The organism is Sulfitobacter sp. G21635-S1 (assembly GCF_027213915.1).
Classification (GTDB): domain Bacteria; phylum Pseudomonadota; class Alphaproteobacteria; order Rhodobacterales; family Rhodobacteraceae; genus Sulfitobacter.
Genome location: NZ_JAPWGV010000011.1, coordinates 43,339 through 61,032, shown reverse-complemented (window position 1 = coordinate 61,032; position 17,694 = coordinate 43,339). Strand labels below are relative to the sequence as shown.

Annotated in this window: 23 protein-coding genes; 9 read left to right on the top strand and 14 right to left on the bottom strand. The window is 62.8% G+C overall.

The window, feature by feature from the left end; translation table 11 throughout:
- The first annotated feature begins 89 nt into the window (after positions 1–89).
- Positions 90–296 (top strand): 30S ribosomal protein S21, encoded by a 207-nt coding sequence (rpsU, locus tag O4H53_RS12455; RefSeq protein WP_007118112.1) that lies wholly within the window; start codon positions 90–92, stop codon positions 294–296.
- Between the two features lie 87 nt (positions 297–383).
- Here rpsU and O4H53_RS12450 read toward each other — a convergent pair whose 3' ends face one another.
- A complete protein-coding gene (locus O4H53_RS12450) occupies positions 384–1,130 on the bottom strand; it encodes a sulfite exporter TauE/SafE family protein (RefSeq protein ID WP_114277393.1) in 747 nt (248 codons plus the stop codon).
- Positions 1,131–1,589 (bottom strand): Lrp/AsnC family transcriptional regulator, encoded by a 459-nt coding sequence (locus O4H53_RS12445; RefSeq protein ID WP_269364097.1) that lies wholly within the window; start codon positions 1,587–1,589, stop codon positions 1,131–1,133. It abuts the gene before it with no gap.
- Positions 1,590–1,726: 137 nt separating this feature from the next.
- On the opposite strand from O4H53_RS12445, the gene ald reads away from it, so the two are divergent.
- Entirely contained in the window at positions 1,727–2,845 is a 1,119-nt protein-coding gene (ald, locus tag O4H53_RS12440) for an alanine dehydrogenase (RefSeq protein ID WP_269364095.1), read from the top strand.
- Positions 2,846–3,021: 176 nt separating this feature from the next.
- On the opposite strand, the gene O4H53_RS12435 is transcribed toward ald, so the two are convergent.
- Positions 3,022–3,363, bottom strand: coding sequence for a darcynin family protein (locus O4H53_RS12435; protein ID WP_269364093.1), 342 nt, complete (start codon positions 3,361–3,363; stop codon positions 3,022–3,024).
- A gap of 86 nt (positions 3,364–3,449) precedes the next feature.
- Between O4H53_RS12435 and O4H53_RS12430 the strand changes: the two genes are divergently transcribed.
- Positions 3,450–4,061, top strand: a complete 612-nt coding sequence (locus tag O4H53_RS12430; RefSeq protein WP_269364092.1) for a TetR/AcrR family transcriptional regulator — start codon at positions 3,450–3,452, stop codon at positions 4,059–4,061.
- Between the two features lie 58 nt (positions 4,062–4,119).
- Here the strand turns inward: O4H53_RS12430 and mscL are convergent, their stop codons facing one another.
- The gene (gene mscL, locus O4H53_RS12425; RefSeq protein WP_269364234.1) at positions 4,120–4,554 is read right to left on the bottom strand and encodes a large conductance mechanosensitive channel protein MscL; all 435 of its coding nucleotides are present in this window, start codon (positions 4,552–4,554) and stop codon (positions 4,120–4,122) included.
- A 145-nt stretch (positions 4,555–4,699) separates the two neighbouring features.
- Here mscL and O4H53_RS12420 point away from each other — a divergent pair, with 145 nt between their 5' ends.
- Positions 4,700–5,398 (top strand): glutathione S-transferase family protein, encoded by a 699-nt coding sequence (locus tag O4H53_RS12420; protein ID WP_269364090.1) that lies wholly within the window; start codon positions 4,700–4,702, stop codon positions 5,396–5,398.
- A 33-nt stretch (positions 5,399–5,431) separates the two neighbouring features.
- Here the strand turns inward: O4H53_RS12420 and O4H53_RS12415 are convergent, their stop codons facing one another.
- The 5 genes from O4H53_RS12415 to O4H53_RS12395 all read right to left on the bottom strand — a co-directional run bounded on the left by O4H53_RS12415 (position 5,432) and on the right by O4H53_RS12395 (position 10,494).
- Entirely contained in the window at positions 5,432–5,878 is a 447-nt protein-coding gene (locus O4H53_RS12415; RefSeq protein WP_269364088.1) for a YtoQ family protein, read from the bottom strand.
- Positions 5,879–5,887: 9 nt separating this feature from the next.
- On the bottom strand, positions 5,888–8,287 hold the full coding sequence (pheT, locus tag O4H53_RS12410; protein ID WP_269364086.1) for a phenylalanine--tRNA ligase subunit beta: 2,400 nt from the start codon (positions 8,285–8,287) through the stop codon (positions 5,888–5,890).
- Between the two features lie 179 nt (positions 8,288–8,466).
- Positions 8,467–8,754: a YrhK family protein gene (locus O4H53_RS12405; protein WP_269364084.1), complete on the bottom strand. Its 288-nt coding sequence runs from the start codon at positions 8,752–8,754 to the stop codon at positions 8,467–8,469.
- A 9-nt stretch (positions 8,755–8,763) separates the two neighbouring features.
- Entirely contained in the window at positions 8,764–9,837 is a 1,074-nt protein-coding gene (gene pheS, locus O4H53_RS12400) for a phenylalanine--tRNA ligase subunit alpha (RefSeq protein WP_114277385.1), read from the bottom strand.
- 78 nt (positions 9,838–9,915) lie between these two features.
- On the bottom strand, positions 9,916–10,494 hold the full coding sequence (locus tag O4H53_RS12395; protein ID WP_269364083.1) for a TetR/AcrR family transcriptional regulator: 579 nt from the start codon (positions 10,492–10,494) through the stop codon (positions 9,916–9,918).
- 105 nt (positions 10,495–10,599) lie between these two features.
- Here O4H53_RS12395 and O4H53_RS12390 point away from each other — a divergent pair, with 105 nt between their 5' ends.
- On the top strand, positions 10,600–11,187 hold the full coding sequence (locus O4H53_RS12390; RefSeq protein WP_269364081.1) for an NAD(P)H-dependent oxidoreductase: 588 nt from the start codon (positions 10,600–10,602) through the stop codon (positions 11,185–11,187).
- 156 nt (positions 11,188–11,343) lie between these two features.
- Here the strand turns inward: O4H53_RS12390 and rplT are convergent, their stop codons facing one another.
- The 4 genes from rplT to pyk form a co-directional block, all read right to left on the bottom strand.
- Positions 11,344–11,709 (bottom strand): 50S ribosomal protein L20, encoded by a 366-nt coding sequence (rplT, locus tag O4H53_RS12385; protein ID WP_067295078.1) that lies wholly within the window; start codon positions 11,707–11,709, stop codon positions 11,344–11,346.
- A 15-nt stretch (positions 11,710–11,724) separates the two neighbouring features.
- Entirely contained in the window at positions 11,725–11,925 is a 201-nt protein-coding gene (gene rpmI, locus O4H53_RS12380; protein ID WP_071973065.1) for a 50S ribosomal protein L35, read from the bottom strand.
- Between the two features lie 177 nt (positions 11,926–12,102).
- Positions 12,103–12,327: a hypothetical protein gene (locus O4H53_RS12375; protein ID WP_269364076.1), complete on the bottom strand. Its 225-nt coding sequence runs from the start codon at positions 12,325–12,327 to the stop codon at positions 12,103–12,105.
- Positions 12,328–12,371: 44 nt separating this feature from the next.
- Positions 12,372–13,817, bottom strand: coding sequence for a pyruvate kinase (pyk, locus tag O4H53_RS12370; protein WP_269364074.1), 1,446 nt, complete (start codon positions 13,815–13,817; stop codon positions 12,372–12,374).
- Positions 13,818–14,054: 237 nt separating this feature from the next.
- On the opposite strand from pyk, the gene O4H53_RS12365 reads away from it, so the two are divergent.
- A complete protein-coding gene (locus O4H53_RS12365) occupies positions 14,055–14,366 on the top strand; it encodes a DUF1244 domain-containing protein (protein WP_269364072.1) in 312 nt (103 codons plus the stop codon).
- 34 nt (positions 14,367–14,400) lie between these two features.
- Here the strand turns inward: O4H53_RS12365 and O4H53_RS12360 are convergent, their stop codons facing one another.
- On the bottom strand, positions 14,401–14,985 hold the full coding sequence (locus tag O4H53_RS12360) for a VOC family protein (protein WP_269364070.1): 585 nt from the start codon (positions 14,983–14,985) through the stop codon (positions 14,401–14,403).
- 170 nt (positions 14,986–15,155) lie between these two features.
- On the opposite strand from O4H53_RS12360, the gene O4H53_RS12355 reads away from it, so the two are divergent.
- From O4H53_RS12355 to O4H53_RS12345, 3 genes are read left to right on the top strand one after another with little or no spacing between them, the layout of a single operon-like run.
- Complete coding sequence (locus tag O4H53_RS12355) at positions 15,156–16,202, top strand: rod shape-determining protein (RefSeq protein WP_067295094.1); 1,047 nt, start codon at positions 15,156–15,158, stop codon at positions 16,200–16,202.
- 49 nt (positions 16,203–16,251) lie between these two features.
- Positions 16,252–17,157, top strand: a complete 906-nt coding sequence (gene mreC / locus O4H53_RS12350) for a rod shape-determining protein MreC (protein ID WP_114277378.1) — start codon at positions 16,252–16,254, stop codon at positions 17,155–17,157.
- Positions 17,154–17,693, top strand: a complete 540-nt coding sequence (locus O4H53_RS12345; protein WP_114277377.1) for a rod shape-determining protein MreD — start codon at positions 17,154–17,156, stop codon at positions 17,691–17,693. Before mreC ends, O4H53_RS12345 begins: the two co-directional genes overlap by 4 nt.
- Position 17,694 lies beyond the last annotated feature (1 nt).

Sequence of the window (17,694 nt, the reverse complement as noted above, 5' to 3'; positions counted from 1 at the left end):
GTCGGACTCGACAAACAGTTTCAAGGTTGATATAGGGCCATTTCCTGCAAATCCTTGCAACTTTTTCCTAGAAAGGTGGTGACAACCACATGCAGGTTAGTGTTCGCGACAACAATGTCGATCAGGCCCTCCGGGCTCTGAAGAAAAAGCTCCAGCGCGAAGGCGTGTTCCGCGAAATGAAGCTCAAGCAACATTTCGAGAAACCCTCCGAGAAAAAAGCGCGCGAGAAAGCTGAAGCGATCCGCCGTGCCCGCAAGCTGGCACGCAAAAAAGCGCAACGCGAAGGCATGATGTAAATCATTCCCGCGATGCCGGAAATCAGAACCCCCGCAGCCCCGCGCTGCGGGGGTTTTCTTTGGCCTGCCGTCCGGGCCCCGGGCCGGTCAGAACAGCGCGCGGCGCAGCAGGTTCAGCCCCATCAGCAGGAAAAGCCAGAGGAACACCCGGCGGAAGGCCCTGGCGCTCATCCGGCGGCGCAGCACCTCGCCCAGGGTAAAGCCCGCCAGCGTCGGTACGATCATCGCCGCCGAAAGCGGCCCGGTGGTCCCGTTCAGGATGCCCGACTGCCAGAAGCCGATGGCAAGGGGCACGCCCCCGATCAGGATAAAGAGGCCCGAGGCGCGCACGAATTCATCCGCATCGGTGCGCCGGGCGATGAGGTAGGTCACAAAGGGCGGCGACCAGATGCCGGTAAAGCCCCCCAGCACGCCCGCGCTAATCCCCGTGATCGCCTGTGCTGTCCGGTCCCAGCGGTCGGGAACCGGTGGCGGGGTCCCCAGCAGGTTCGAGACGGCAAAGACGACAATAGCAGCCCCGATGGCACCGAGCAGGAATTCGGGCGAGACCGAGGCAGTGAAGAACGTCGTCACCCAGAGCGATCCGCCCAGCAGTGCCATCAGCAGCCAGTAGCGCCGCAGCGTGCCCAGCCCCGCCCCGGCGCGGATCACCTGCCAGACATTCGACACCAGAAGCGGCAGCACGATGATCGCCAGGGCAGTGGTGGGCGGCAGGAACTGGCCCATGATCCCCATCGCGACCGTCGGCAGGCCCAGCCCGATCACACCCTTGATCGTGCCGGCAAACAGGAACACGGCGGCCACCAGCAGGCCCATCTCGGGTTCAATCTGCATTCAGACAGGCAATGCGGTGGTTTTGCAGACGGTGCGCAGGGCAAAGCTGGACTGCATGGTCTGCACCCCCGGCAGCCGAGCGAGATGCTGGCGGTGGATGCGCGCGAAATCTTCGGTATTCTCGGCCACCACTTTCAACAGGTAATCTGCAGAGCCCGCCATCAGGTGGCATTCCAGCACATCGGGAATCCGCGCGACGGATTTTTCGAAGGCGTCCAGTGTTTCATCAGCCTGGCCTTGCAGGGTAATCTCCACAAAGACCGTTGTCGGCACCCCGAGTTTCCCGGGATTAAGCAGGGCGACATAATCGCTGATATAGCCGGTCCGCTCCATCCGCTGGACCCTGCGGTGGCAGGCGGAGGGGGACAGATGGACATCGTCGGACAGTTCGGCGTTTGACATCCGCCCGTTGCGTTGAAGTGCCCTGAGGATACGGCGATCAATCTCGTCGAGACTCATCGGCGCAAGACTTTCGCGTATATGTTGATCATGGCGCAATGATATCCTGATTAATGCCGGTCGCGCCACCTTTATTCGTGTCCCTTTGCGTGCAGAATTGCCCATGCTTCCGCCAATCAATCAACAGGGGACTCATCATGAAAATCGGCTGCCCGAAAGAGATCAAACCGCAGGAATTCCGCGTTGGGCTGACCCCCTCAGCGGCGCTGGAGGCGACAACGGCAGGACATGAGGTCCTGATCGAGACCGGCGCGGGCATCGGCGCGGGCTTCGAGGACAGCGATTACCAGGCCGCCGGTGCGCAGATCATCGGGACCGCGAAGGAGGTTTTCGCCGCCGCCGACATGATCGTGAAGGTCAAGGAGCCGCAGGCCGTGGAGCGCAAGATGCTGCGCGAGGGCCAGGTGCTGTTCACCTATCTTCACCTTGCCCCCGACCCCGAGCAGACACGCGACCTGATGGAATCCGGTGCGACCTGCATCGCCTATGAAACCGTAACCGACCGCATGGGCGGCCTGCCCCTGCTGGCACCAATGTCCGAGGTTGCGGGCCGTCTGGCACCGCAGGTTGGCGCATGGACCCTGCAAAAGGCCAACGGCGGACGCGGCGTGCTGATGGGCGGTGTGCCCGGTGTGAACCCTGCCCGCGTCATGGTGATCGGCGGCGGTGTTGTCGGCACCCATGCGGCGCGGATCGCGGCGGGCATGGGCGCGGATGTGACCGTGCTGGACCGGTCCCTGCCCCGGATGCGCTATCTCGACGATGTCTTCGGCGGCACCTTCAAGACCGCCTATGCCTCTGCCCAGAACACCATGGAGCTGGCGCGTCAGGCCGACATGATCATCGGCGCGGTGCTGATCCCCGGTGCTGCGGCGCCCAAGCTGATTTCCCGCGCACAATTGTCCGAACTGAAACCCGGTGCGGCGCTTGTCGATGTGGCGATTGACCAGGGCGGCTGTTTCGAGACGTCAAAGGCAACCACGCACCAGGATCCGGTCTATGAGGTCGACGGGATCATGCATTATTGCGTGGCCAACATGCCGGGTGCGGTTGCGCGCACTTCGACCATCGCGCTTGGCAATGCGACCATGCCCTTCATGCTGGCGCTGGCCAACAAGGGCTGGCGTCAGGCCTGCGAAGAGGACGAGCATCTGCTGAACGGGTTGAACGTACATGCGGGCAAACTGACCTATCATGCGGTGGGCAAGGCGCTGGGGATCGACGTGTTGTCACCCCGGCTTGCGCTGAAGGCGTAACGTCAGACACCAGTCAAACCCGGCTTTGTGTCACCTCGTCGTCCCCGAATGCTGCAGCATGTCGGGAGGAAGTGGCAGGGGCCAAGCGGTCATAGGTGAGAATGCGGCGAAGCTCCGGTCGGGCCCAAGGTAATGCAATGTGCGGGCCAGGCCGGCGCTTGCGCCGGATGGCCTGATCACCCGCCTTGCCGCACCCCCTGCTCGGCGCGCTGGAACTCCCGGAAACCGTTTTCCATGGCCGGGATGATGGAGATAATTTCAAAGTACGGCACGGACAGCAGTGCCGTATTGCGCAACCGCTCCATGACGAAATAATAGGCCTGCATGTCGGTCGTCTCGAACACGGCCACGTCGGAGCAATAGCCGCTGAAGGCTTCCGCATCGTAGAACCGCATGGTCACGCGGTCGTCCACCATCGCCGTGCCAAGGCATGCCGCAGCGATCCTGTCGCGTTCCCCGGGCGGCTGGCGCAACCAGGCCGGTGTGGCGCGCATGTTGACAAAAATGGTCCATTTCATCGGGCATTCCTTTTTCCCTGCTTGCAGTTCATAAGTATGAGCAATCGCTCACATTCTTCTACTCGCTTCCGGAGGTGGCCCTGGAGATGCGGATAAACCCCCGAAAAACACCAACGCAGGCCCGCGCCCGCGTCAGTTACGACGCCATCCTGGAGGCGGCTGCTCGCATTCTGGTGGCCGAAGGGTTTGACCGGCTGAACACCAATCGCGTGGCCGAGGTCGCGGGGGTGAGCATCGGGACGCTGTATCAATATTTCCCGTCAAAGGAGGCGATCCTGGCCGAGATCATCCGCCGGGAGCGCGCTCAACTGCTGGAAGATGTGCAGACAGCCACCCGCGACATGGCCGCGGAGGATGTGGAGACCACCCTGGAGAGGTTGCTGCACGCGGCCGTCGGCCATCAGCTGCGTCGGCCCAAACTGGCCCGGATGCTGGAATATGCCGATGCTGTCCTCCCGCTGGAGGAAGAAACAAAGGCCCTGAACGCCGCCATTCTGCAAAGGGTCGCAGAGTTTCTGACCCATGCGGGGGTGGAGGATGCCGATCTGCTGGCCCGCGATCTGGTGGCGGCACTGCGCGGCATGATTGATGCCGCAGGCATGGCCGGTGACACCGATCAGGAGGCGCTGTTGCTCAGATCCGGGCGGCTGGCGCGCGGATACCTCGGCCTGGGGTCACGTCCGGCGGCGGCCGACTGAAGCCCCGGAAACGGAAAAAGGCCCACCAAAGCGGGCCTTTGATCGAAAGCGGAGCGGATCACTTGCCCTTGGCAAGCTGGTCGCGGATTTCCAGCAGAACGTCCAGCTCCGACGGGCCGGTCTCGACTTCGGGAGCGACCTCTTCGGGCTTCTCGGCCGCAGATTTGACGCGGTTGACCATCTTGACCAGCATGAAGACCACAAAGGCGATGATCAGGAAATTGATGACCGCCATGATGAAGGCGCCATAGGCAAAGACAGAGGCGCCCGCCTCCCGCGCGGCTTCCAATGAGGCACCGGCAGGCACGTCACCGGCCAGCACGGCATAGTTATTGGTAAAATCCACCCCGCCCGAGAACAGGCCGATGATCGGATTGATCAGATCGCCGACCAGCGATGTCACGATGGCGGTAAAGGCCGCGCCGATGATGATACCGACGGCCATGTCCATGACATTGCCCTTGGCGATGAAGTCCTTGAATTCGTTAATCACAACATGTCCCTCTTTCCAGTAGATGCCCGGACGGCTTTCGGTCCGTTCAGCAATGCACATTTGTTAGCATAACTTCGCACAGGTGGAAGTCTGTTACTGCGGGGAAAAGCAACTACCTTGCATCATGAAACCAAAGGAGCCCTCCATGTCAGTTTTCGATTCCTTCCCCATCGCCCGCAAATGGCCGCCGAAAGACCCGGGCGTATTGCAGCTTTATTCCTTTCCCACGCCGAACGGCGTCAAGGTCTCCATCGCGCTGGAGGAAATGGGCATTCCCTATGAGGCGCACAAAGTCACCCTGTCGGATGCCGACGTGAAAAGCCCGGAGTTCCTGTCGCTGAACCCCAACAACAAGATCCCGGCGATCATTGACCCGAACGGGCCGGACGGCACACCCGTGGGCCTTTTCGAATCCGGCGCGATCCTGATCTATCTGGCAGAAAAGTCAGGCAAGCTGATCGGCAGCACCGCGACCGAAAAGGCGCATGTCATCCAGTGGCTGATGTTCCAGATGGGCGGCCTTGGTCCGATGCTGGGCCAGCTCGGCTTTTTCTACAAATTCGCCGGATCCGAATGGGAAGACAAACGCCCCCAGCAACGCTACATCAACGAGGCAAAGCGCCTGTTGAACGTGCTGAACCTGGCGCTTGAGGGCAAGGATTGGATCGCCGGTGACTATTCCATCGCCGACATCGCCATTGCGCCCTGGCTGCGGGGGCTTGATTTCTACGGCGCGAAAGAGGTGGTGGGCTGGGAAGATCACAGCAACCTGGTGGATTATCTGGATCGGTTCACGGCCCGCCCCGCAGTGCAGAAGGGTCTGGTGACACCCCCGCGCGACTGATGCCCCGCGCCGGGCGGGCGGGTGGCAGCCCGTTCAGCCCGGCAGCGTGCCGTTCAGCACATAGCGCAGGATCTGCACCACCTGCGCCGGTTCCGACGCAACCGCCAGGGCAGCGGCATCCACTTCCTTCAGCGCATGGGCATGGTCAGGCCCGTGCAGAATGATCAGCGACTTGCCCAGCGCCGCAGCATAGCCCGCGTCGAATGCGGCGTTCCATTGCTTGTATTGATCGCCAAAGCGCACAACCACCACATCCGCATCCGCAATCCCCTTGCGGGTGCGGATGGCGTTCATCTGCGCGCCCTTGCGGTCATGCCAGAACTTGTCCGCCTCCGCGCCCAGGATCGCCACGCCGCAATCGTCGCTGGCAGCGTGGTCGGTGACCGGACCGTCAAAGGCGACATCCAGCCCGCTGGCACCCTCGACGATCTGTTCGCGCCAGTCGGTGTGGATTTCGCCGGACAGGTAAACTCTGAGCATATGTCCCCCTTAACCGCGCAGAACGCCGCCCGTGGCCTGGGTGACCTTTTCGATCACCTTGGCCCCGACCGCCTCGATATCCGCGTCTTTCAATGTGGTTTCACTGGGCTGCATCCGCACCGTGATCGCCAGCGACTTTTTACCCTCGCCCAGCGATCCGCCGATGAATTCGTCGAAGACGCGCACATCCTCGATCAGCCCCTTGTCCGCGCCCAGCGCCGCATTGACCAGCGTCAGCGCCTCGACCCCGGCATCCACGACAAAGGCAAAGTCACGCTCAACCGCCTGCAGGTCGCTGATCCGAAGCGCGGCACGGGTGGCCCCGGCCTTGCGCGGCAGCGGGATTTCATCAGGCCAGATGGTAAAGGCCATGGCGGGCCCCTTCACGTCCATCGCGGTCAGGATTTTCGGATGCACTTCGCCGAAGATGCCCAGGATCTTCTTCGGGCCCAGGCAGATCATGCCGTGCCGGCCCGGATGCCAGTAATCCGGCGCGCCGCGCAGGATCTGCACCCGCGCCGGGGCGCCCATCGCCGACAGCACCGCTTCCGCATCCGCCTTGACGTCAAAGACATCCACAGGCCGGGACGCGCCATGCACATCCTTGGGTCCGGTGCGCCCGATCAGCAGCCCGGTGATCATCTCGGCCTGTTCACCCGGCTCGCCCCCCTGAAAGGACGGGCCGACCTCGAACAGTGCCATATCCGCATGGCCCCGCGCCTGGTTGCGCGCGGCCGCCTGCAACAATCCCGGCAAAAGCGCCGGGCGCATGTGGCTCATGTCGGCAGAAATCGGGTTTTCCAGCCGGGTCGCATCCGTGCCGCCCCCGAAAAGCGCGGCTGAGGCCTGGTCAATGAAGCTGTAGGAGACGCATTCGTTATAGCCCAGCGCGGCGGTGGCACGGCGCGCCGCCCCGATCCGGCGCTGTGTCGGTGACAGCACGGGGCGCGGCACACCTGCGGTCAGGCGCGGCAGCGGCCGCCCCTCCAGCTTGGTCAGCGAGGCGATACGGGCCACCTCTTCCACCAGGTCCGCCTCTCCCTGAACATCGGGCCGCCATGTCGGCACATGGGCCATGTTGCCTTCCAGCCGGAAGCCCAGCGATGTCAGCGTCTGGCGCTGATCGCTTTCGGGAATGGTCATGCCGACCAGCGACTGCACCCTTGCCGCATCCAGCTTGTAGGCGCGGGCCGTGTCCGGGATCTGCCCCGCCACCACAACCTCGGAAGCCTCGCCGCCCGCGTGATCCAGGATCATCCGGGTGGCATGTTCGATGCCATAAGGCGTCCAGGCCGGGTCGATCCCGCGCTCGAACCGGTAACGCGCATCGGAATTGATCTTGAGCGCGCGGCCCGTGTAGGCGGTGCGGACCGGATCGAAATAGGCCGCCTCGATGAAGACATTGGTGGTTTCCGCCGTGCAGCCCGACCCGGCGCCGCCCATGACACCGCCAATGCTTTCCACGCCATCGGCGTCGGAAATCAGGGTCATGCCCGCTTCGAATGTATATTCCTTGTCGTCGAGCGCCATTATCGTCTCGCCGCCCAGGGCGCGATGCACCCGCAGCGCATTGCCCGCGATCTTGTCCGCGTCAAAGACATGCAGCGGGCGGTTGCGGTCATAGGTGAAGAAGTTCGTGACATCCACGAGGAAGGAGATCGGCCGCAACCCGATGGCGCGCAGGCGGTCCTGCAGCCAGGCAGGTGACGGGCCATTGGTCACACCCCGGATCATGCGGCCGTAAAACACCGGGCATTGGTCGCGGGTGTCCTCGTCGATGCTGACGGTGACCGGACAGGGGAAGGCACCCTCCACCGCATCCACGTCGCGCGGTTTCAGCTTGCCCAGACCGCGTGCCGCCAGATCGCGGGCGATGCCGCGCACGCCCAGCGCATCGGGGCGGTTGGGGGTGATGGCAATCTCGATCACCGGATCAACCTTGGCCGGGTCATTCTCGGCCAGCCAGTCGACAAACCGCTGCCCCACCTCGCCCGAGGGCAGTTCGATGATGCCGTCGTGTTCCTCGCTCAGCTCCATCTCGCGCTCGGAGGCCATCATGCCATAGCTCTCGATGCCGCGGATCTTGCCCACGCCGATGGTCGTGTCGATGCCGGGCACATAGACGCCGGGCTTGGCGACCACCACGGTGATGCCTGCACGCGCATTGGGCGCGCCGCAGATGATCTGGGTCACACCTTCGTCGGTTTCGACCTGACAGACGTTCAGGCGGTCCGCGTCAGGATGCTTTTCCGCGGATTTCACGTAACCGATGGTAAAATCCGCCAGTTTCGCGCCGCGGTCCTCGACCCCTTCGACCTCCAGACCCAGATCGGTCAGGGCATAGGTGATTTCATCGACCGAAGCGGTCGTATCCAGATGCTCTTTCAGCCAGGACAGGGTGAATTTCATCGCGCGGTTCCTCGTGCATGCGTCTCACGGGTTCGGTATCCGCAAACGCCGGGGGTTTCAATGAAAAGCCCCGCTTTTGGCGCGCGACACCCCCCTTTCATTGTTCTTCAAATACACCAAAGCCCGGCCGGCCACCCGCGTCCCCCTCAGGGTGATCCCGCGCCCGGTCCCGGGTTGCGTCAGCCTTCGCCGCCTGCGCGCCGGGCCAGGTCTTCCATATCGCCAAGGCGGTATAATTTCACCTCGCGCCACAGGCGCAGGGTGGGTTTGGCGGCAAAAAAGAACGACCCGATCAGGAACAGCCAGGTGCCAGTTGTCACCCAGGCGTCTGAAAAGAACATCACCGAGCCGATGATGAACATCAGGGCCGCCAGAAAATCGACCATGGTATAGGCGATCTCGAACCGGGCATAGATCCGGCGGTGCGCCGCTGAGTCGTTTCGCCTGTCGCGGTGAAACAGCTTCATATGGCCTCCTTACCGGCTCAGCCCGCCGTGCAGGTTCGGCTGGTCCAGCGAGGCGAACCCATAGTGCCGCAGCCAGCGCAGGTCTGAATCAAAGAAGGCCCGCAGGTCCGGCACGCCATATTTCAGCATCGCGATGCGGTCGATCCCCATGCCAAAGGCAAAGCCCTGCCACTGATCCGGATCCACCCCGCCGGAGCGCAGCACATGGGGGTGCACCATGCCGCTGCCCAGCACCTCCAGCCAGCCGTCGCCCTCGCCGATGCGCAACTGGCCATCGACCCAGGAACACTGGATGTCGACCTCTGCCGAGGGTTCGGTGAAGGGGAAATGCGAGGCGCGGAAGCGTGTCTTGATCCCGTCGATCTCGAAGAAGGCGGCAAAGAATTCCTCAAGCACCCACTTGAGGTTCGCCATGGAGATATCGCGGTCAATCGCCAGCCCCTCGACCTGGTGGAACATCGGCGTATGGGTCTGGTCGTAATCCGCGCGATAGACGCCGCCTGGGCAGATGATGCGCAGCGGCGCGCCCTGCGCTTCCATCGTGCGGATCTGCACCGGGGAGGTATGGGTGCGCAGCACATGTGGCGGGCGGTTGTCGCCTTCCGCGCGCGCCATATAGAAGGTGTCCATTTCCGCCCGTGCCGGGTGGTGGCCGGGGATGTTGAGCGCGTCGAAATTGTACCAGTCGGTGTCGATGCGCGGCCCTTCCGCGACGGAGAAGCCCATCTCGGCAAAAATTGCCGTCAGCTCCTCGGTCACCTGGCTGATCGGGTGGATCGTGCCCTGCCGCCGGGCGCGGGTGGGCAAGGTCACATCCAGCCATTCGCTGCGCAGGCGTTCGTTCAGCGCCGCGTCGCCCAGCGCCGCCTTCTTGGCCGCGAGGGCGGAGTTGATCTCGTCCTTCAGGGCATTCAGCGCGGGACCGGCCACTTGCCGTTCTTCCGGGGTCATCTTGCCCAGCTCGCGCATTTTAAGCGCGATCTCACCCTTCTTGCCCACGGCGGTGACACGGATGTCTTCGAGGGAGGCCTCGTCCGCCGCATCGGCAATCCGGGAAAGGTATTTCTGCTTGAGATCGTCCATCGCAATCGTCCTTCAACTGTCGGGGTCGTGCTAGCAGACTGGCCGCTGAATACAAGCCATGCGGGGCGTGAAGCGGGTTCAGATGCCCGGTTGCAGCCAGGCCGACAGATAGGGGCGCAGGCGCTGGTCCAGCGGCACGGCGTTGTGCAGGGCGCAGAAATGCAGCGCCATCGCCTGGGTGGCAAATGCCTGCACCCCTTCGGCCAGCAGATCCGGGGAGACATCGCGGCGAAACGGGCCCTGGTCCAGCCATGCGGCAACAACCTCGGCCTGGCGCACAAAGGTGGTGGCAATCGGTCCGATCTCCTCTGCCAGCGCCGCGCCGGAGTGGCGCAGGATCACGTCAAAGACATAGCGTTCGCAGGTCATGAAACGCAGCAGAGGCATCAGAACCGTGACAAATTCATCCACGTCGCGCGGGGCGGGCAGATCTGCGATGGCATCTAGGTGGCGGTCAATCTCGGCCCCGATCAGCAGATCCATCAGTGCATCCTTGTCGGGGAAATGGGCAAAGAAGGTGCCCTTGGCCACCCCCGCCTTTGCCACGACATCCTCGACCCGCAGCGCGGCATAGCCCTGCGCCGCGACCAGCCCCTTGGCCGCGGCCACCAGCCGGGCGCGGGTTTCGAGGGTGCGTTTCTGGACAGGCTGTTTCATGGCCCAGATGTGGCACGATCCCTGACCGCGGTCAAATTTTATTATTGACCGTGGTCATTTTAGCCGGTAGCAATTAATGACCACGGTCAATTACAAGGAATCACCATGTCGAAACGCATCTACATCCTGAATGGCCACCCGGCCGAAACCTCCCTGAACCGCGCCCTGGCCGAAGCCTATGCCGGGGCGGCGCGCGCAGCGGGGCATGAGGTGCGCCTGACCCATATCGCAGCGATGGATTTCGACCCCGACCATGGATTTGCAGGTTTTGGCAAAACCAAGCCGCTGGAGCCCGCCCTGGAAAAGTTGCTGGCGGACATCGAATGGGCAGAGCATGTTGTCTTGACCGCGCCGATGTGGTGGGGCGGCATTCCGGCCAAGCTGAAGGGCGCGATTGACCGGGCGTTCCTGCCGGGCCGGACCTTTGACAGCCGGGTGCCCAGGGGCAAGATGCCCAAACCATTGCTCTCGGGCCGTTCGGCGCGGTTGATCCTGACCTCGGACACGCCCAGATGGTTCCTGTCGCTGATCTATCGCAATGCCATCCTGCATCAGATGCGCGGGCAGATCCTGCGCTTTGTCGGAATCAAACCGACCAGGGTAAGCTTTTTCTCTGCCGCAAGCAGCCCCGGTGCCGGGCAGGTTGACGGCTGGCTGGCGAATGTGGGGCAATTGGGCAAGGCGGGGGTCTGAGCCGCAACGCTGGTGCGCGGCCCCTGTAACGCGCCCTGCCCCCTGCCGGCTGGAAACCCACAGCCGCACAGCCGGTGCCACCCATGCTGAACCTGCCCAAACAAAAAAGCCCCCGCATCGCTGCGGGGGCCTTTTGAAATTTCCGACTGGCGCGGATTACGCGGCCAGAGACGCCTGTGCCTGCTTGACGATCGCACCGAAGGCTTCGGGCTCGTGCACGGCCAGGTCGGCCAGAACCTTACGGTCCACTTCGATGCCGGCCAGATTCAGACCGTTGATGAAACGGCTGTATGTCAGCGATTCGTCATGGGAGCGCACAGCGGCGTTGATCCGCTGGATCCACAGCGCGCGGAAGTTCCGCTTGCGGTTCTTGCGGTCACGTGTGGCGTATTGGTTGGCCTTGTCGACCGCCTGCGTGGCGACCTTGAAGACGTTCTTGCGGCGGCCGTAGTAACCTTTGGCGGCCTTGACGATCTTCTTGTGACGGGCGTGGGTGACTGTACCACCTTTAACTCGGGACATCTCGGTTCTCCTCTATCAGCGGTCGTAGGGCATATAGCCCTTGATGATCTTTGCATCGGGCTCTGACAGAACTGTCGTGCCGCGTGCGTCGCGGATGAATTTCTTGGTCCGCTTGATCATGCCATGGCGTTTGCCGGCCTGACCCCCGATGACCTTACCGGTCGCCGAGATCTTGAAGCGCTTTTTGGCGCTCGATTTCGTCTTCATCTTGGGCATTTCCGTCTCCGTCTATTGAGTTCGGTTGACGCGCGACTCGGCATGCCACGTTGGCCGGACGCGCGGGTTGAGTGAGGGCGTATAGGAGGGTTGTGCCGGTTTGGCAAGTGCCGCGATGCGGTTGCGCGGTTGCTGGTTTACCGGCGCATCCGCCGGCCGGTGAAACCTCGCCCGGCCTCAGGGCATATAGCGGGCGACGACATCCACAAAGACATCCGGCACCTCTTCCAGCGCATAGCCCTGCGGTTTGTTCTGCGCAGCATAGAGGACCAACGCCCCGGCGATCAGGATCGTCAGCGCCGAGGCGCGCGGCGCGCGTCTGTCAGACAGGGCCGACAGGATCGACGGGATCGAGAGCGCCCCGATCACGATGCCGAGGACAAGTGCCAGATCAGGGTCCATTACCGACCACTCCTGATTGAGAAAAAATCAACTACCTGAACAGGCTACTCCGGATCGGATGCAAAAATCAAACTTTCGTCGCAGGGGGCAACGCGCAGGATATTGGTGGTGCCCGGCACGTTGAAGGGCACGCCGGCGGTGACGACAATCAGGTCTTTCGCCTGTGCGAAACCTTCGGCGGTTGCCGCCTTGACGGCCGCGACAACCGCCAGCTTGAACCGGTCCAGCGGCGGTGTGATCACGCAGTTCGTGCCCCAGCTCAATGCAAGCCGCCGGGCGGTGCGCACATCGGGGGTCAGCGCGATGATCGGCACGCGGGGCCGCTCACGGGCTGTCAGAACGGCGGTGGTCCCGCTTTGGGTAAAGCAGCAGATCGCCTTGATCTCGGTGGTTTCCGCAATCTCGCGGGCCGCGGCAACAATGGCGTCGGCCACGGTTTCACGGTCGGCGATGCGCGAGGATTCGATGATCTGGGTATAGGTCGGGTCCAGTTCCACCTCGGAGGCGACATTGTTCATGGTCTGCACCGCCTCGACCGGATAGGCGCCCGCCGCGGATTCTGCCGAGAGCATGACCGCATCGGCCCCCTCGTAGATCGCAGTGGCCACGTCCGACACTTCGGCCCGGGTGGGCATCGGGCTTTCGATCATCGATTCCAGCATCTGGGTGGCGACGATCACCGGCTTGCCCGCCATACGGCATTTGCGCACCAGGCGTTTCTGGATCGGCGGGACGTTCTGCACCGGCAGTTCGACACCCAGATCGCCGCGTGCGACCATGATGCCGTCGCTGACCGCCAGAATGTCGTCGAACCGCGTCACCGCCGAGGGTTTTTCGATCTTGGACAGGATGGAGGCCCGTCCCTTTGCCAGATCGCGTGCTTCGGTCACGTCTTCGGGGCGCTGCACAAAGCTCAGCGCCAGCCAGTCCACGCCCAGGCCGCAGACAAATTCCAGATCCGCGCGGTCCTTGTCCGACAGCGCCGCCAGCGGCAGCACGACATCGGGCACGTTCACCCCTTTGCGGTTGGAAATGATGCCGCCGATCACCACTTCGCAATTGGCAAAATCCGGACCGCAGTCCTTGACCTTCAGCCTGATCTTTCCGTCATTGACCAGCAGGGTCGCCCCCGGCTCAAGCGCCTGGAAAATCTCGGGGTGGGGCAGGTTGACCCGGCTTGCATCACCTTCCGCCTCGTCCAGATCGAGCCGGAAACTGGCACCGGGATCAAGCTGTTCGCTGTCACCGGCAAAGACACCCACGCGCAGTTTCGGGCCCTGCAGGTCAGCCAGAATGCCGATGGTGCTGCCAAGGTTCTCTTCGACCTCGCGGATGATGCGGTGCTTTTCGCGGATTTCCTCGTGGCTGCCATGGCTCATGTTCAGGCGAAACACGTCCGCCCCGGCCTTGTGCAGCGTTTCGATCATCTCGTAGGTATCGGATGCAGGGCCCAAGGTTGCCACGATCTTTACGTTGCGCAGGCGTCTCATGTGATTTTCCCTGTTCTTTCTTCTGGGCCAGACAGTGGCCCGTTAATTTTCTTCCGTTAGCGGTAACATACATTGCCACCCATATGAAGCCCCACCGTCATAATCACCCAAGGTTTCATGAATGCTAAGCTTCTGCCAGCCCCGGCCGCCTTTCACCGGGTGATTTCGATGCTCAATGGCGCATCTGCTTGACACCTGTGCGATGCCCCCCCAGCTTTCATCCAAAAGGAGATCACCATGCCAGATCAGCAAGAGATCGAACTGCAGGCCGCCGCCTTTCGCCGTCTGCAACAGCATCTGATGCAGGACCGCACCGACGTTCAGAACATCGACCTGATGAACCTTGCCGGATTCTGCCGCAACTGCCTGAGCCGCTGGTATCAGGAAGCGGCCAATGCACGGGGCATCGAAATGACCAAGGAAGAGGCCCGCGAGCTGTTTTACGGCATGTCGATGGAGGACTGGAAGAAGAACTACCAGACCGATGCGACATCCGGCCAGCAGGCTGAGTTCAAGGAAGCCTTTGCCAAAAACGTCGGCGAAGGCTGACCGCCCTGCGCGCGACCTGCCGCCTTGCGATGGCTCACCCGTAAGGGTTGCGCGCGCCGCGATCCTCGCTCAGCGACAACTGGCTGCGCTCCACGATCAACAGCACCGCGTCGGCCAGATGGCTGCGGCCGATGGCCTTGTCGCCCCGTGCGACGCGCAGCTTGTGTGCCTCCAGCATGACCTCGGCATGGCTGCTGCCGCGCGGCGGGATGAAGGTGTAGCAGGCCAGTTCGATCAGAAAGCCCAGCGGGTCCTTGAAATAGATCGACTTCATGAAACCCCGGTCCTTGATCCCGGAATTCGGGATGCCCCGCTCTGCCAGGCGGTCAAGCACCTGTTCATGCGTCGCCTGATCGACCTCAAGCGCCAGATGATGCACGCAGCCCGGATCGGTCGGGGTTCTGTTATGAACAGGCTTTCGGTTTTCATTTGTGAATATCGTGATCAGCCGGCCGTCACCGGGATCAAAATACAGATGCCCCTCGTCCGGGTCGTCCAGATTGGGCTGGTCGAAGATGAACGGCATGCCCAGCACCCCCTCCCAGAAGTCGATCGAGGATTGACGGTCGGCACCGGTCAGCGTGATGTGATGGACGCCGAGCGATTGAATTTTCTTCATTATATATCTCCACCCTTTGTTTTCCTGCCCAGCCTAACCCGGCGGCGACAAGATGCCGAGACTTCTCAGAGCCCCCCTTTCGCCTCAGCGGAGCGAAGCCTATAAGGGCTGCGCGCCCGCCTCTGTCAGAGTCGCGGGCTGATTGGGCTTTTAATCAAGGTTTGCACCGCATGAACATCTTTGGAAATCTCCGCGGCATGTTTTCTTCCGACATGGCGATTGATCTGGGCACGGCGAATACGCTTGTCTACGTCAAGGGTCGCGGGATTGTTCTGTCTGAGCCGTCGGTCGTTGCCTATCATATCAAGGACGGGGTCAAGAAGGTGCTGGCCGTGGGCGAGGACGCCAAGCTGATGCTGGGCCGCACCCCCGGCAGTATCGAGGCGATCCGCCCGATGCGCGAAGGTGTCATCGCGGATTTCGACACCGCCGAGGAGATGATCAAGCACTTCATCCGAAAGGTGCATAAACGCTCCACCTTTTCAAAGCCCAAGATCATCGTCTGCGTGCCGCATGGCGCGACTCCGGTCGAGAAACGCGCGATTCGCCAATCGGTCCTTTCCGCTGGCGCACGCCGCGCGGGTCTGATCGCCGAACCCATCGCCGCGGCCATCGGTGCGGGGATGCCGATCACCGATCCCACCGGCAATATGGTCGTGGACATCGGCGGCGGGACCACCGAGGTGGCGGTTCTCAGCCTTGGTGACATCGTTTATGCCCGCTCCGTCCGCGTCGGCGGCGACCGGATGGACGAGGCAATCATCAGCTACCTGCGCCGTCAGCAGAACCTGCTGGTGGGGGAAACCACCGCAGAACGCATCAAGACCTCCATCGGTACGGCACGGATGCCCGACGACGGGCGCGGCACCTCGATGCAGATCCGCGGCCGCGACCTGCTGAACGGCGTGCCGAAAGAGATCGAGGTCACGCAGGCCCAGATCGCCGAGGCGCTGGCCGAACCGGTGCAGCAGATCTGCGAGGCGGTGATGACCGCGCTGGAAACTACCCCGCCCGACCTTGCGGCGGATATTGTGGACCGGGGCGTCATGCTGACCGGCGGCGGCGCATTGCTGGGCGATCTGGACCTTGCGCTGCGCGAGCAGACCGGGCTTGCCGTTTCCATCGCGGATGAATCGCTCAACTGCGTCGCATTGGGCACGGGCAAGGCGCTGGAATACGAAAAACAGCTGCGCCACGCCATCGACTACGACAGCTGAATCCTGATACCATTGCCACGCCCGCCCCTCGGGCAGGAGCCTTTGTGACATGGCCAAAGACCGTTCAACCAGCAGTGATTTCACCGGCCCGCTGCGCCGGTTGCTGCTGGCTGTGCTGATCCTGCTGCTGGGCGCGATCTTTCTTTTGTGGCGCATCGACAGTCCGCGCGTCGAACGGTTTCGCGCCCAGATCACCGACCGGCTGGTGCCCAACCTGGATTGGGCGATGGCGCCGGTGACGGGTACGATCAACCTGTTGCGCGACTTTCAATCCTACCAGCGGCTGAGCGAACAGAACCAGGAACTGCGCAGCGAATTGCGCCAGATGCAGGCCTGGAAGGAAGCGGCCCTGCAACTGGAACAGGAAAATGCCAGACTGCTGGACCTGAACAAGGTGCGGCTGGACCCGCGCCTGACCTTCATCACCGGGGTGGTGCTGGCCGATTCCGGCTCTCCCTTCCGGCAGTCCGTGCTGCTGAACGTCGGCGCGCGCGACGGGCTGGTGGACGGCTGGGCTACCATGGACGGCATCGGGCTTGTCGGCCGCATTTCCGGCGTGGCGCAGAACACCGCGCGGGTGATACTGCTGACAGATGCCTCCAGCCGCATCCCGGCGGTGATCCAGCCTTCGGGCCAGCGCACGATCGTCGCGGGCGACAATTCCGCCGCGCCGCCGCTGGATTTCATCGAAAGCCCCGATCTGGTGCGCCCCGGCGACCGGGTGATTTCATCCGGTGACGGGGGCGTCTTTCCTGCGGGTCTGCTGATCGGACAGGTCACCGCCGACCCCGGCGGGCGGCTGCGCGTGCGGCTTGCGGCGGATTACGAGCGGTTGGAATTCCTGCGGGTGATGCGGCACTACGGCACCGAGAAGGTGACCGACAATGCGCAGGTGATCTCCCCTGCAGGCCCCCTGCCCGTGCAGACAGAGGCGGAAGCGGAGGTGAGTGAATGAACGATCTGTCGCTGTCCCGGCTTTGGGCGATGCGGGCGTCGTTCCTGTTCCTTGCGCTTGTGATCCTGTTCTTTCATCTGCTGCCGATGGAAACCACGCCCCGCCGCTGGGCCGGCCCCGACCTGCTGCTGTGCTTTGCCTGTGCCTGGGGCCTGCGGCGCCCGGAATATGTGCCTGCCCTCGCGCTGGCCATCGCCTTTCTGATGTCGGACCTTCTGTTGCAGCGCCCGCCGGGCCTCTGGGCCCTGCTGGCGCTGGTCGGCTGTGAAAACCTCAAGTCGCGGGGCCGGTCCCTGCGCGACGGCGGCTTTGCCGCTGAATGGGTGTCGGTTGCCATGATCATGGTGTTGATCATGGTCGCGAACCGGCTGATACTTGCCCTTGTTCTGGTGCCTGTGCCGGGGCTCACACTCAGCCTTTCGGAACTGGGCATGTCCTTGTTATTCTATCCCCTGGTCGTGGCCGTAACCCACGGGCTGATGCGGGTGCGCAAGACCGCGCCCGGCGATCTGGATGCTTTGGGGCAGAGGGTCTGAG

Bases quoted from the DNA above. Each gene is read 5' to 3' on its own strand.
- rpsU (WP_007118112.1), top strand. From the start codon at position 90: ATGCAGGTTAGTGTTCGCGACAACAATGTCGATCAGGCCCTCCGGGCT.
- O4H53_RS12450 (WP_114277393.1), bottom strand. From the start codon at position 1,130: ATGCAGATTGAACCCGAGATGGGCCTGCTGGTGGCCGCCGTGTTCCTG.
- O4H53_RS12445 (WP_269364097.1), bottom strand. From the start codon at position 1,589: ATGAGTCTCGACGAGATTGATCGCCGTATCCTCAGGGCACTTCAACGC.
- ald (WP_269364095.1), top strand. From the start codon at position 1,727: ATGAAAATCGGCTGCCCGAAAGAGATCAAACCGCAGGAATTCCGCGTT.
- O4H53_RS12435 (WP_269364093.1), bottom strand. From the start codon at position 3,363: ATGAAATGGACCATTTTTGTCAACATGCGCGCCACACCGGCCTGGTTG.
- O4H53_RS12430 (WP_269364092.1), top strand. From the start codon at position 3,450: ATGCGGATAAACCCCCGAAAAACACCAACGCAGGCCCGCGCCCGCGTC.
- O4H53_RS12420 (WP_269364090.1), top strand. From the start codon at position 4,700: ATGTCAGTTTTCGATTCCTTCCCCATCGCCCGCAAATGGCCGCCGAAA.
- O4H53_RS12415 (WP_269364088.1), bottom strand. From the start codon at position 5,878: ATGCTCAGAGTTTACCTGTCCGGCGAAATCCACACCGACTGGCGCGAA.
- pheT (WP_269364086.1), bottom strand. From the start codon at position 8,287: ATGAAATTCACCCTGTCCTGGCTGAAAGAGCATCTGGATACGACCGCT.
- O4H53_RS12405 (WP_269364084.1), bottom strand. From the start codon at position 8,754: ATGAAGCTGTTTCACCGCGACAGGCGAAACGACTCAGCGGCGCACCGC.
- pheS (WP_114277385.1), bottom strand. From the start codon at position 9,837: ATGGACGATCTCAAGCAGAAATACCTTTCCCGGATTGCCGATGCGGCG.
- O4H53_RS12395 (WP_269364083.1), bottom strand. From the start codon at position 10,494: ATGAAACAGCCTGTCCAGAAACGCACCCTCGAAACCCGCGCCCGGCTG.
- O4H53_RS12390 (WP_269364081.1), top strand. From the start codon at position 10,600: ATGTCGAAACGCATCTACATCCTGAATGGCCACCCGGCCGAAACCTCC.
- rplT (WP_067295078.1), bottom strand. From the start codon at position 11,709: ATGTCCCGAGTTAAAGGTGGTACAGTCACCCACGCCCGTCACAAGAAG.
- rpmI (WP_071973065.1), bottom strand. From the start codon at position 11,925: ATGCCCAAGATGAAGACGAAATCGAGCGCCAAAAAGCGCTTCAAGATC.
- O4H53_RS12375 (WP_269364076.1), bottom strand. From the start codon at position 12,327: ATGGACCCTGATCTGGCACTTGTCCTCGGCATCGTGATCGGGGCGCTC.
- pyk (WP_269364074.1), bottom strand. From the start codon at position 13,817: ATGAGACGCCTGCGCAACGTAAAGATCGTGGCAACCTTGGGCCCTGCA.
- O4H53_RS12365 (WP_269364072.1), top strand. From the start codon at position 14,055: ATGCCAGATCAGCAAGAGATCGAACTGCAGGCCGCCGCCTTTCGCCGT.
- O4H53_RS12360 (WP_269364070.1), bottom strand. From the start codon at position 14,985: ATGAAGAAAATTCAATCGCTCGGCGTCCATCACATCACGCTGACCGGT.
- O4H53_RS12355 (WP_067295094.1), top strand. From the start codon at position 15,156: ATGAACATCTTTGGAAATCTCCGCGGCATGTTTTCTTCCGACATGGCG.
- mreC (WP_114277378.1), top strand. From the start codon at position 16,252: ATGGCCAAAGACCGTTCAACCAGCAGTGATTTCACCGGCCCGCTGCGC.
- O4H53_RS12345 (WP_114277377.1), top strand. From the start codon at position 17,154: ATGAACGATCTGTCGCTGTCCCGGCTTTGGGCGATGCGGGCGTCGTTC.